Consider the following 12,424-nt stretch of genomic DNA (forward strand, 5'->3'; position numbering starts at 1 on the left):
GCCCCTATCGTGGAGGGCATGGACACCCTGGCCGGCCTGCTCGACGGGCCCAAGGCGCGCGGCGCCTTCCTCCTCAAGGCGGTGTTCAACCCCTCCTGGTCGATCCGTATCGAGGACCGGGCGCCCCTCTCCGTCTTCACCCTCCTCCACGGCGACGCCTGGGTGCTGGCCGACGGCGGCGACCCGGTCCCGCTGCGGACGGGCGACATCGCCGTCGCCCGCGGCCCGGACCCGTACACCGTCACCGACACCCCCGGCCTGCCCCCGCTGATCACCGTCGACCCCGACCAGCGGTGCAGCACCGCGGAGGGCGTCGACGTCAGCGACTCCATGTCCCTGGGCGTCCGCACCTGGGGCGTCGCCCAGCCCGCCCCCGACGCCGCCGTCATGCTCACCGGCACCTACCTCGGCCCCAGCGAGATCGGCAGGCGACTGCTCGCCGCACTCCCTCCCCTCCTCGTCCGCCCCGCCAAGGGCACCGACCGGACCCTCGTCCACCTCCTCACCGAGGAGATCGGCAAGGACCGCCCCGGCCAGGAACTCGTCCTGGACCGGCTGCTGGACCTCCTCCTCATCGGCGTGCTCCGCGACTGGCTCGCCGACCCCGACAGCGGGTCACCCGCCTGGTACCGCGCCCACGGCGACCCCGTGGTCGGCCCCGCGCTCCGGCTGCTGCACGAGAACCCGGCGTACGGCTGGACGGTCGCCGAACTCGCCGCCAAGACCGGCACCTCCCGCGCCTCGCTGGCCCGCCGCTTCACCGACGTGATGGGCGAGCCCCCGATGGCGTACCTGACGGGCTGGCGCCTCGCCCTCGCGGCCGACCTGCTCCGCGAACCGGACGCCACGGTCGCGACCGTGGCCCGCCGCGTGGGCTACGGCAGCGCCTTCGCCCTGAGCACGGCGTTCAAGCGCGTCCGCGGCATGAGCCCCCAGGAATACCGCGCCACCTCCCCCGGCTGACCGGCGCCCCCCGCCACGCTGACCGGAGCCTCACCCCTGCCCTATCCCGCCGGGCACCCCGGCCACCACCCCCGTCACCAGCCGCGCCCACTCCCGCAGTTCGCGCCCCGCCTCCGCGCCGCCGGCCCCTGCCCAGCCGACGTACCCGTCCGGCCGCACCAGGTACAGGCCCCGCCCGTACACCTCGTACGCCCCCGTCCGCGCCGTCCGGAGCCCCGGCAGCGGCGGCAGCTCCTCCGGCAGCTCGGTGTCGACCGCCAGCAGCGTGAACTGCGGCCCGCGGTACAGGTCGAAGAGCCGCAGCCCGTCCCGCCGCCCGTCGGGGGCCCGGTCTCCGGCGCGCAGCGCCCCCTCCGCCAGCCCCTCCCGGGTCTCGCGGGTGAGCGGCGACTCCCGCAGGTGGATGCCCAGCTGCCGGGTCTCCGCCCCGCGCCGCGCCTCGCCCCGGTGGATCCGCGTCGACAGCCCCAGCATCGCGGCCGCCTGCGGCAGCCGCTCCTGCTCGTACGTGTCGAGCAGTTCCTCCGGCGCCCCCTCCCGCAGCACCGCGGCCAGCTTCCACCCGAGGTTGTACGCGTCCTGGACGCTGGTGTTCAGCCCCTGGCCGCCCGCGGGGGAGTGGACGTGCGCCGCGTCCCCCGCGAGGAAGACCCGGCCCTCCCGGAACCGCTCGGCCATCGCCGCGTTCACCGTGAAGTCCGAGGCCCACCGCACCTCGGTGACCTCCTCCGCCCCGACGTGCGTCAGGGCGGCCACCAGCGCGCGCACGTCGTCGGCCGTGATCCCGTCCCGCCGCTCCGCGGCCTGCGCGACGAACTGGAAGTCCTCCGCGTGCGGCATCGGGCACAGCGCGGCGAAGCCCGCGCCCTCCTCCTTCGGCGGGAAGACGTGCCAGTTGTCCCGGTCGAGTGTCGGGATCACCACGTCGGCCACGACCATCGGCATCGGGTCCACCTGCCCGCCCGTCATCGGGATGCCGGTCAGCCGCCGCACCGTCGACCGCCCGCCGTCGGCCGCCACGGCGTACCGGGCACGCACCGTCTCCGTGCCCCCGTCCGCCGTGCCGAGCGTGGCCGTCACGGCATCGGAGTCCTGAGCGAGCGCCGTCAGCTCCACGCCGAACCGCACGTCCCCGCCCAGCTCCCGGAGCCGCTCCAGCAGGATCTGCTGGGTGCGCCACTGGGGGAGCACCCACGGTCCCGGGTACGGCGCCTCCTCGGTCGGCTCGACCACCTCGAACACGGGCTGCTCGCCCACGCGCCGGCCGTCCACCCACGCCATCGCGGTCGGCGCCAGGCCGCCCCACTTCAGCACCTGCCCCAGCACGCCCAGGTCGTCGAAGACCTCCAGCGTCCGCGGCTGCACGCCCTTGCCTCGCGAGCCGGGGAAGAGCCCCGCGGCACGCTCGACGACCAGCGCGCGCACGCCCCGCCGGGCCAGATCACAGGCCAGCACGAGACCGGTCGGCCCGGCCCCCACGACCAGCACGTCCACCGCGGAGCCACCGGCCAGGCCCGGCGCCTCCGGCTCGAAATCCCTCTCCCGCCGCACATGGGCGCCCCGCCCCCGCTCGGCCCCCTGCGCCTGCCCCTGCATCTGCTTCCGCATGACCTTCCCCCGTCCAACCGATCCCGGCATACACGCACAAACCAACCGCCCTTAACAATGTTAAGGAAGGTCGTGCCGCAAGCATGCACTTAACGTTGTTAAGGTGTCAATCCCCGAAGAGAAGCAGAGCGACACAGAGAGCCGGCCGATGACCTCCAAGCCGCAGCACACCCCGCCCCGCGTTCCGCCCCTGAGCCGGGCGACCGTCGCCGAGACGGCGCTGCGCCTGCTCAACGAGACCGGCCTGGACAAGCTCACCGTCCGCGCCATCGCCCAGGAGCTGGACGTCAAGGCGCCCGCGCTCTACTGGCACTTCAAGAACAAGCAAGAGCTCGTGGACGAGATGGCCACCGAGATGTACCGCCGCATGACCGGCGAAGGGGCGGAGCACCCGGCCGGCGCCCTCCCCTGGCGCGAGCGCCTGCTCCTCGCCAACCGCTCCCTGCGCAGGGCCCTGCTCGCCTACCGCGACGGCGCCCGCGTCTTCAGCGGCTCACGCTTCACCGGCACCGACCACGCGGCGCAGACGGAGGCCCACCTCCAGGGCCTCGTCGCCGCCGGCTTCGACCTGCCCCAGGCCGTACGCGCCACCAGCACGGCCTTCGCCTACACCCTCGGCTTCGTCACCGAGGAACAGGGCGTCCACCCCGCCCCGGGCGAACGCCGCGAAGGCTACGACGTGGCCGAACGCGCCGCCCGCATGGCCGACTACCCCCTCACCGCGGCGGCCGGCACCCAGCTCTTCGAGGACTACGACACCCACTTCGAGGAAGGCCTCCAGCTCATCCTCGACGGCATCGCGGCCCGCTACGGCATCGCCTGACGGGCACTCACCGCCCCCGCCCCCCCCGGAACGCGCGAAGAGGTCGGCACCGCGCCCCAGCGCGACACCGGCCTCCCGCGATCCCAGCCGTACGGACGGTCCCAGCCGCACGGACGGTCCCAGCCGCACGGACGGTCTCAGCCGTTCGCTTCCGCTCCTGCTCCCGAGGCCGCCGCGGCCAGCTCCGCCACCCGCTCCGCGACCTCGGCCTCGGCCGCCGCCTTGTCGACCCCGAGCCCCGTGAGCAGCCCCGCGCCGGCCTCGAACTCCAGCAGCGCCAGCAGGACGTGCCCGGTGCCGACGTGGTTGTGCCCGAGCCGCAGCGCCTCGCGGAACGTCAGCTCCAGCACCTTCTTCGCCTCGCCGTCGAACGGCACCAGTGCCGGCGCGTCGCCCGCGGAGGGGGCCGGCAGCGCGGCCTTCGCCGCCCCGCGCACCGCCTCCAGGCCCACGCCCTGCGCCACGATCGTCCGGGCGCCCAGGTCCGAGGGCTCGGCCACCAGGCCCAGCACCAGGTGGACGGTCCCGATCTCGTGGTTGCCCTCGGCGTGCGCCGAGGTCTGCGCGGCCACGACCACGCGCCGCGCCTCGTCCGTGTACCGGCTGAAGCCCTGGCTCGCGTCCAGGTCCACGTCCTCCTTCGGCACGAACCGCTTCTGCGCGGCCTGCCGGGTGACCCCCATGCTGCGGCCGATGTCGGTCCAGGACGCGCCGGAGCGCCGCGCCTGGTCGACGAAGTGGCCGATGAGGTGGTCCGCCAGCTCCCCGAGGTGGTCCGCCGCGATCACGGCCCCCGACAGCTGGTCCAGCGCGTCGTCGTGCACCTTCTTGATGGCGTCGATCAGGTCGTCGAGCCGCACGGGATTCGTCATGCGTCAACCGTAAGTTGACACCCCGTCGGGCGTCAACCCACGGTTGACAGTCGATCCCTCAGTGGAGCCCGCAGTGGAGCCCTCGGCCGATCCCTACTTGACGTTCACCGCCGTCCACGCCGCGGCGACGGCCGCGTACTCCGTGCTGCCGCTGCCGTAGAGGTCGCCGGCGGCCTTCAGGGTCGCGGTGCGCGCGCCCGCGTAGTCCGTCGACGAGGTCATGTACGTCGACAGCGCCTTGTACCAGATCTTGTACGCCTTGACGCGGCCGATGCCGGTCACCGACGAGCCGTCGTACGTCGGCGAGTTGTAGCTCACGCCGTTGACCGTCTTCGCGCCGCTGCCCTCCGACAGCAGGTAGAAGAAGTGGTTCGCGGGCCCGGACGAGTAGTGCACGTCCAGCCGGCCGAGGGTCTTCGACCAGTAGTCGGCGGAGTTGCCGTCCCGGCTCGGCTTGTCCATGTAGCGCAGCGGCGTGCCGTTGCCCCGGATGTCGATCTTCTCGCCGATGAGGTAGTCGCCCTGGTCGGCCGAGTTCGCCGCGTAGAACTCCACGGAGGTGCCGAGGATGTCCGAGGTCGCCTCGTTCAGGCCGCCCGACTCGCGGCTGTAGCGCAGCCCCGCCGTCGAGGAGGTCAGGCCGTGGGTCATCTCGTGCCCGGCGACGTCCAGCGAGGTCAGCGGCTTGGCGTTGCCCGCTCCGTCGCCGTACGTCATGCAGAAGCACTGGTCCGACCAGAAGGCGTTGACGTACGCGTTGCCGTAGTGGACCCGCGAGTACGCGCCCACGCCGTCGCCCCGGATGCCCAGGCGGCCCAGCTCGTTCTTGTAGAAGTCCCAGGTCACGCCGGCGCCGTAGGCGGCGTCGACGGCCGCGGTCTGCCGGCTGCCGGCCGTGCCGTCGCCCCACGCGTCGTCCGCGTCGGTGAAGAGCGTCCCGGTGCCGTTGGTCCCGCCGTTGAGGTCGTACGTCTTGTGCCCGCCGCGGCCGGCGTCCGTCAGCTCGTACAGCGAGCCGTTCTTCACCGTGCCGACCGGGACGGAACCGCTGTACTGGCTGGTGCCCGTGCCGGTGAAGACGGCGTCGTAGCTGTGCAGCACCTTGCCCGTGCGGGCGTCGGTGATGGTGTGCAGCTCGCTCGGCGTGCCGTCGTGCGAGGTGCCCGTGGTGACGGCCTCCCACGCCAGGGTGGGCGTGCCGTTCGCGGCCCAGACGACCTTGCGGGCGTTCTTCGGGGCGGCCTTGGCGGCGAAGGTGCTCGCCACGGCTATCTTCGCGTTCGTCGCGCGGGTGGTCTTGCGGCTGCCGTCCTTCTTCTGGTGGACGACCAGGTCACCGCCGAGCACGGGGAGTCCGGCGTACGTCCGCTCGTACCGGGTGTGGACGGTGCCGTCGGCGTCGCGGATCACGTCGCGCACCACGAGGGCCTCGGACGAGCCCAGGCCCAGCGCCCTGGCGGTCGCGGCGGCGCCGGACTGCGCCTGGGCGATGGCGGTGGCGCGCTGCGCACCGGACAGGGACACGGCGCTCGCGCCGGCCTCGCGGTCGGCCGTGGCGGAGGCCGAGCCGCTCTGCACCGCGACGACCACCATCGCGGCCGAGGCGACCAGTGCGCCTGCCCGCACGATCCGGGTACGGGTGCGGGAGGTGCGGGATGAGGACTGGGGGAAGGTCACTCGTGCTCCTTGGAAGCCGTGGGGGTCAGCGGCTGAGAAGCGTGCCAGCGACCTGAGGCTTTTGACAGGTCTGCAACAAGAATTTGACCTTGAGTTGTCCGAACGTAGAAAACTGCTGTCCGAATGCCGGATACGTCCGGCTGTGAAATGAGACCCCGGAAGGGACGTGATCCCATGACAGATCCCGCACCCGCGACACCCGTTGCCCCGGTGCCCGCGCCACGCCGGGCGACGCCCGAGGACCTCCCCGAACTCGTCCGCCTCCGCGCCGTCGCGCTCACCTCGCTCGGCGTCGATCCCGGTCCCGCCGACGCCCCCTGGCGCGAGGTCGCCCACGCCTGGTTCACCGAACGCCTCACCGCCCGCCCCGACCACACGTGCCTGGTCATCGGGGGTGGGCCCGGCGAGCGGCTGGAGGCCTGCGGCCTCGCCTGGGTGACGTACCACCTGCCCGGCCCCCTCTGGACGGACGGCCGCCGCGGCTACCTCGACGGCATCGTGACCGACACCGGGGCCCGCGGAAAGGGCTACGGCAGGCGGATCGTGTCGGGCCTGGTCGACTGGCTGAACGCCCGGGGACTGACGTACATCCAGCTCCACGCGAGCACCGACGGCAAGCCGCTCTACAGCTCCCTCGGCTTCACCCCGTCTCAATTCCTGGGCATGGACCTGCACACCTCCCCGCCCGGCGCCGGCACCCCCTGACGGACCGCCGGCCGACGTCCACGGCCCCCTTCCGCAGCGGCCGGAAACCACCCGTCCCGGTCACCACCCCGCCCACCCCGCGCGGAACAACCCCTCACGACCCGGTACGCCCGCCCCGCGCGCCCGGCACACTGGGCACGTGCGCGTACTGATCGTCACCGCGGGCTCCTGGGGCGACGTCGCCCCCTACACCGGCCTCGCCGTCCGCCTGCGCGAGGCCGGCCACACCGTCGACCTCGCCACCCACGCCCGTTTCGCCGGCACGGTCACCGGCCACGGCATCGGCTTCCGCCCCCTCCCGGTCGACCCCCGAGAGGAACTGGCCTCCGCCACCGGCCAGGGCCTGGCCCGCGCCGTCAGCCCCGCCGTGGCGATGGCCCGGGCCGTCACCATGGCCCGGCGCTTCATGCCCCGCCTCACGCGCGGCATCGCCGACGCCGTCGCCCAGGGCGCGGACGTGCTGATCTCCTCCACCGTCACCGACCCGATGTGCACCGTCCTGGCGGAGGCCCACCGCATCCCCAGCCTGAGCGGCTACCTCCAGCCGGTCACCCCGACCCGCGCCTTCCCGCCCCTGGTCACCGCCGCACGGACCCTCGGCGGCTACGGCAACCTGCTGGCCTCCCGCGCCCTCTGGGCCGGCACCGACGGACTCTTCGCCCCCGCTGTCCGGGCCCTGCGCCGCGAACTCGGCCTCCCCGCGCCCCGCCGGGGCACCTCCCGCGGCGCCTTCACCGGCTTCCTCGGCCTCCCTCCCGCCCGCACCGTGCTGCACGGCTTCAGCCCCACCGTCGTACCCCGCCCCGCCGACTGGCCCGTGGGCCACGAGGTGTGCGGCTACTGGTGGCCGCCGGCCCCGCCCGCCTGGGAACCCGAGCCGCGGCTGGCGGAGTTCCTCGCGGCCGGCCCGCCGCCGGTCTTCGCCGGCTTCGGCAGCTTCGTCGCGGGCGACGCCCCGCGCCTGTCCGCCCTCCTGGTGGAGGCCTTCCGCCTGGCCGGCGTACGGGGCGTCGTCCAGTCCGGCTGGTCCGGCCTGCACGCCGAGGGGAACGACGTCCTCACCATCGGCGAGGCGCCGCACGCCGCCCTGTTCCCGCGCATGGCCGCGGTCATCCACCACGCGGGCGCCGGCACCACGTCCGCGGGCCTGCGGGCGGGCGTCCCCGCCGTCCCCGTACCGGTCCAGCTCGACCAGCACTTCTGGGCCGCCCGCCTGCACACCCTCGGCGTGGCCCCCCGCCCCCTGCGCTACCAGCGCCTCGACGCCGCGGACCTGGCGGCCGCCATCCGCGCCGCCCTCGCGGTGCCGTCCGCGCGGCCCCGCGCCCTGGCCGCCGCGCTGGCGGCCGAAGACGGTCCGGCCCCCGTCCTCTCGGCCCTGGCGCGCCTCTGACGGCCGCCGCGCGGCCCTGCCCGGACCACCCGCCGGCAGGCGAGCGCGCCGAGAGACGGCACGTTCCTGCACCGACCATCGGCAATTTGGCACAATCGCGCACATTAAGGAGCCTCATGCGTGCCCATGCCACCGCCCAGCTGACCGGCGACCGGTCCCACCAATGCGACGCCACCGCGACGTTCACCCATCGCGGCGCTCGGTCGTACGCGCTGCTCGACGGCATCGGCAGCAATGACGAGGTCCGCGACTGGGCCCGGACCACCGCCCGCCGCCTCGCCCGCGCCGCCGCCCGGGAGGGCGCCGAGCCGGGCCTGCGTGCGGTGCACGCCGCCATCGCCGCCGATCCCGCGCGCCAGGACCCGTACGCGGAACTGCCCTGCGCGGTCGCCGTCGTGGCGGTCGTGTCCGACCAGCGGCTCCAGGTCGCGTGGTGCGGCGACTCCCGCGCCTACCTGCTCCCGCCGGGCGCCCGCGAGGCGGTCTGCCTCACCGCCGACCACAACATGCGCCGGCAACTGCAGGACATGGGCATGACGCCCGGCCCGTACGACCGCAACCTGGTCACCTCCTACCTCGGCGACACCCGCCCCGACTGGCTGCTCGGCACCCGGTCGGTGCCCGCCGGGGGCCGGCTGCTGCTGGCGAGCGACGGCGCGTACGAACCCCTGGAGGACGCCGGCGCCGACCTCGCCGCCCACCTCGCGGGAACCCCGCAGGCGGCGGCCCGCGCGCTCGTCGCCGCGGCGGTCGCCCATGCCACCGGCCCCGCCGACAACGCGACGGCCCTCATCGCCGACCTCTGACCATGTGACCCGCATCACACGAGAAAGGTGCCGGCGCGCCGATGAGTCCGGCGGGCCACGCCGGTCCACCTCTTCGCACGCCACACACGCAGACCACGGGAGCGGACCGACATGCGCATCGTCATCACCGAGTTCATCAGCCTCGACGGCATCGTGCAGGCTCCCGGCGGCCCGGAGGAGGACACCGACGGCGGCTTCGCGCACGGCGGCTGGACCCACCCCTTCTTCGACCCGGAGGTCGTCGGCGGCGCCTTCGACAACGCCCTCTCCGGCGCCGAGGCGCTGCTCTTCGGCCGCCGCACCTGGCAGAACATGGCCGCGGCCTGGCCGGAGCGGGCGGGCGACCCCTTCGCCGACCGGATGAACTCCATCCAGAAGTACGTGGTCTCCGACACCCTCGGCGACGACAAGCTGACCTGGGACAACACCGTCCGCATCCCCGGCGCCGGGGCCGTCGCCGGGATCCGCGAGCTGCGTGACCGCGACGGCGGCGACCTGGTCGTGATGGGCAGCCCGACCCTCGCGCGCACCCTCATCTCCGAGGGCCTGGCCGACGAACTCCGGCTGATGACGATGCCGGTGCTGCTGGGCGGCGGGAAGTCGCTCTTCCCTTCGGACGGCGGCCTGCACACCTTCGAGCTGGCCGAGGCGGTCACCTCCCCCCAGGGCGTCGTGGTCTCGACGTACCGCCGCAAGGCCTGACCCCGGCGGCGGCCCCGGATCCGGGGCCGCGCCCCGCTCCCGCTGCCCCGACCCGCGCCGGCCCCCGGCGCGGGTTCCGCGTGCACCGCCGAGACCGCCGCCGACACCGAGCCGACGGGCGCGAGAACCGTGCCCCGTCGCGTTCACCGGCCGACCCCCGCCCCGCGGAAACCACGTTGTCCTCCGCGCGAACCCCCACCAGGATTCACGGCATGACGGTCCGATACCCCCGCCCCCTGCGCCCCGGCGACCGCATCGGCGTGACCTCCCCGTCCAGCGGGGTCCCGGAGGAGCTGCGGGCCCGGCTCGAGGTCGCCCTCGGCGACGTCCGCGCCCGCGGCTACGAGGTCGTCCTCGGCCGGTGCATGGACGGCTCGGGCCACGCCAGCGCTCCCGCCCCCGACCGCGCGGCCGAGCTCATGGCGATGCTGACCGACCCCACGATCCGCGCGGTCGTACCGCCCTGGGGCGGCGAGACCGCCATCGACCTGATCCCGCACCTCGACTGGAGCCGGCTGCGCGACGCGGAGCCGACCTGGCTCGTCGGCTACTCGGACATGTCGACCCTCCTCACGCCGCTGACCCTGCTCACCGGCACGGCCACCGTCCACGGCAACAACCTCATGGACACGCCCTACCGCGCCCCCGAAGGGCTGCTGTCGTGGCTGGACGTCGTCGCGGCGCCCCCGGGCCACCGATTCACCCAGACACCGCCCGGCCGTCACCGCGCCACGGGCTGGGACGACTACGCCGAGCACCCGGACGTACGCGAGTTCACCCTCGACTCCGCCGGCTCCTGGACCCGGCTCGACGGCGCCGGTGACGTCACCGCCGAGGGCCGGCTGATCGGCGGCTGCATCGAAATGCTGTGCAACCTCGCCGGCACCCCTTACCTCGACGCCTCGGCCTTCGCCCGCGCCGAGTCCCCGGAAGGCCTGCTCGTGTACGTCGAGGCCGGCGGTCACGACGCCTTCACGATCTGCCGCAACCTGCACGGCATGCGCCTCGCCGGCTTCTTCGACCGGGCGAACGCGGTCCTCGTCGCCCGGACCAACGCCCCGGACGCACCCACCCTCACCCAGCACGAGGCCGTCCTCGACGCACTCGGCCCGCTCGGCGTGCCGATCGTCGCCGACGTCGAGTGCGGCCACGTCCCGCCGTACCTGCCACTCGTCAACGGCGCCCTGGGTCGCCTCGTCCACACCCGGGACCGCAGCGAACTGACCCAGACCCTGACCTGACGCGCCGCCGCACACCCGGGGCCCGGACACCCGCGCCCCGACCCCGCCCCTGCACGAAGTGCAAGCAACCCCGCGGCACGTGGACGGCCGGGGTGCGCCGTACCCTGTCGAGGCCGTGGCCGGGGGGAGCCCGGCCCAGCCGAGGGGGACCGACCGTTGATATCCGAGCCCGAGATCACTTCGTACGACGACCCGCACGCCTCCTACCCACTGCCGGAAAGCGGCCCCGCCGCCCCGCCGGAGGGGACACCGGCCCCCCGCGGCCGCCGCCTCGCCTGGGCCCTGACCGGCGCCGTCACCGTCTCGGCCCTCTGGGTGGCCGGCCTGTACGTCCTCCACCCCCCGCACGAACCGGCCGCCGAGCGCCCCCGGATGGACTACGCGCTCCCCTCCGACATGTGCGACCGGGTCCACGTACCCGCACTCGGCCAGGCGACCCGCATCGCGGACTGGTCCGAGACCGGCCGGACCCGGACCACGGACCCGGCGCTGCGCACCGGCGTGTGCTGGCGCGACAGCGACCACGCCGGTGCCCGGGGCCAGTGGCGCTCCTGGAACGTCCGCGCGTCCGTCGAACTACACCACCGCACCGATCCGGAGCCGGAGTTCGAGGCCCGCAGCGCCGAGCTCCAGGATTCGCTGGAGACGCCCCGCCAGGAGGAGGTGCCCGGCCTCGGGCAGCGCGCCCTGATGCTCACCACCTCGGCGACGGACGGGCGGATCCTGCGCGTCCTGGACGGCGGCGGGGTCTTCCAGCTCGTGGTGACCACCACGGCCAACACCGACTACTCCCTGGAGAACTCGCCCGACGCCGCCGAACTCCCGGAACCGGACTGGACCGAGGTCCAGTCCGCGATGATCGAGGACGCGCGCGGCATGCTGGCGGCGCTCCGCACCCCCTAGCCGCCGACGGCACTCCCCGGCCGGCGACCGCACCTCAGGCGTCCAGCACCTCACCGGACGCCACGACCACCCCGAACAGATCGGCCACGGTCGCCAGCGCCCCGGCCCGCAGCACCTCCGCCGGCACCACGCCACCGTCCGCCCCCGGCAGCGACCGCGTGGCCGTGGCCCCCGCGACGACCGTCGGCCGGTACCCCAGGTTGAACGCCCCCTGCGCGGTGAACAGCACGCACATGTGCGTCATGAACCCCGCCAGCACCAGGTCCTTCCCGCTCCCCGCCGCGAACCCCAGCCCCTCCAGCACCTTCTCCAGATCGGTCCCCTGGAAGGAGTCCGGCAGCTGCTTCACCACCACCGCCTCACCGGCCCGCGGCGCGACCTCGTCGCTGATCGCCCCGATCCGCGCCCGGATGTCGTACGGCGTGCCCGGACCGCCGTCGTTGACCACGTGCACCACCGGCGCACCCGCGGCCCGCGCCCGCTCCAGCAGCCGCGCCGCCTCCGCGAGGGCCTCTTCCGCACCCTCCAGGGCCATCACCCCCTCGCGGTAGGTGTTCTGGAAGTCGACCATCACCAGGACGGACTCAGCGAGCCGGGCGGGCCGGTCGTCCAGCCCGACCACCTCGCGCAGCCGCTTCGACACAACGCTCATCAGGACTCTCCTCACAAAAGGGGCATGGCGCGGCGAACAGTCCGCCCAGCCCACCGGCAGAAACGAAAAGAAGAAGGAA

12 protein-coding genes are annotated in these 12,424 nt (G+C 74.2%); 8 read left to right on the plus strand and 4 right to left on the minus strand.

Annotated features, from left to right (window positions below; genetic code table 11):
* Positions 1-18 precede the first annotated feature (18 nt).
* Positions 19-963 carry an AraC family transcriptional regulator gene (locus tag ACIQUR_RS29380; protein WP_403670536.1) on the plus strand — a complete coding sequence of 315 codons (945 nt, stop codon included), beginning with the start codon at positions 19-21 and terminating at the stop codon, positions 961-963.
* A gap of 30 nt (positions 964-993) precedes the next feature.
* Here the strand turns inward: ACIQUR_RS29380 and ACIQUR_RS29385 are convergent, their stop codons facing one another.
* Positions 994-2,571 (minus strand): FAD-dependent monooxygenase, encoded by a 1,578-nt coding sequence (locus tag ACIQUR_RS29385; protein WP_403670539.1) that lies wholly within the window; start codon positions 2,569-2,571, stop codon positions 994-996.
* Between the two features lie 148 nt (positions 2,572-2,719).
* On the opposite strand from ACIQUR_RS29385, the gene ACIQUR_RS29390 reads away from it, so the two are divergent.
* Positions 2,720-3,394, plus strand: coding sequence for a TetR/AcrR family transcriptional regulator (locus ACIQUR_RS29390; RefSeq protein ID WP_403670542.1), 675 nt, complete (start codon positions 2,720-2,722; stop codon positions 3,392-3,394).
* Between the two features lie 137 nt (positions 3,395-3,531).
* Here ACIQUR_RS29390 and ACIQUR_RS29395 read toward each other — a convergent pair whose 3' ends face one another.
* Together ACIQUR_RS29395 and ACIQUR_RS29400 are read right to left on the minus strand one after the other, a co-directional pair.
* Positions 3,532-4,266, minus strand: a complete 735-nt coding sequence (locus tag ACIQUR_RS29395; RefSeq protein ID WP_403670544.1) for a Clp protease N-terminal domain-containing protein — start codon at positions 4,264-4,266, stop codon at positions 3,532-3,534.
* A 93-nt stretch (positions 4,267-4,359) separates the two neighbouring features.
* The gene (locus tag ACIQUR_RS29400; RefSeq protein WP_403670670.1) at positions 4,360-5,859 is read right to left on the minus strand and encodes a M4 family metallopeptidase; all 1,500 of its coding nucleotides are present in this window, start codon (positions 5,857-5,859) and stop codon (positions 4,360-4,362) included.
* A 258-nt stretch (positions 5,860-6,117) separates the two neighbouring features.
* On the opposite strand from ACIQUR_RS29400, the gene ACIQUR_RS29405 reads away from it, so the two are divergent.
* From ACIQUR_RS29405 to ACIQUR_RS29430, 6 genes are all read left to right on the plus strand, one after another.
* Complete coding sequence (locus ACIQUR_RS29405; protein ID WP_403670547.1) at positions 6,118-6,648, plus strand: GNAT family N-acetyltransferase; 531 nt, start codon at positions 6,118-6,120, stop codon at positions 6,646-6,648.
* A 139-nt stretch (positions 6,649-6,787) separates the two neighbouring features.
* Positions 6,788-8,041 carry a glycosyltransferase gene (locus ACIQUR_RS29410; protein WP_403670550.1) on the plus strand — a complete coding sequence of 418 codons (1,254 nt, stop codon included), beginning with the start codon at positions 6,788-6,790 and terminating at the stop codon, positions 8,039-8,041.
* A 116-nt stretch (positions 8,042-8,157) separates the two neighbouring features.
* Positions 8,158-8,847, plus strand: a complete 690-nt coding sequence (locus ACIQUR_RS29415; protein WP_403670552.1) for a PP2C family protein-serine/threonine phosphatase — start codon at positions 8,158-8,160, stop codon at positions 8,845-8,847.
* Positions 8,848-8,958: 111 nt separating this feature from the next.
* A complete protein-coding gene (locus tag ACIQUR_RS29420) occupies positions 8,959-9,549 on the plus strand; it encodes a dihydrofolate reductase family protein (protein ID WP_403670554.1) in 591 nt (196 codons plus the stop codon).
* 212 nt (positions 9,550-9,761) lie between these two features.
* On the plus strand, positions 9,762-10,790 hold the full coding sequence (locus ACIQUR_RS29425) for a S66 peptidase family protein (protein WP_403670557.1): 1,029 nt from the start codon (positions 9,762-9,764) through the stop codon (positions 10,788-10,790).
* Between the two features lie 156 nt (positions 10,791-10,946).
* Entirely contained in the window at positions 10,947-11,693 is a 747-nt protein-coding gene (locus tag ACIQUR_RS29430; protein WP_403670560.1) for a hypothetical protein, read from the plus strand.
* Between the two features lie 34 nt (positions 11,694-11,727).
* Here the strand turns inward: ACIQUR_RS29430 and ACIQUR_RS29435 are convergent, their stop codons facing one another.
* Positions 11,728-12,345 carry an isochorismatase family protein gene (locus tag ACIQUR_RS29435; protein ID WP_403670563.1) on the minus strand — a complete coding sequence of 206 codons (618 nt, stop codon included), beginning with the start codon at positions 12,343-12,345 and terminating at the stop codon, positions 11,728-11,730.
* Between the last annotated feature and the right edge of the window lie 79 nt (positions 12,346-12,424).

The organism is Streptomyces sp. NPDC101132 (genome assembly GCF_044759225.1).
Lineage (GTDB): Bacteria > Actinomycetota > Actinomycetes > Streptomycetales > Streptomycetaceae > Streptomyces.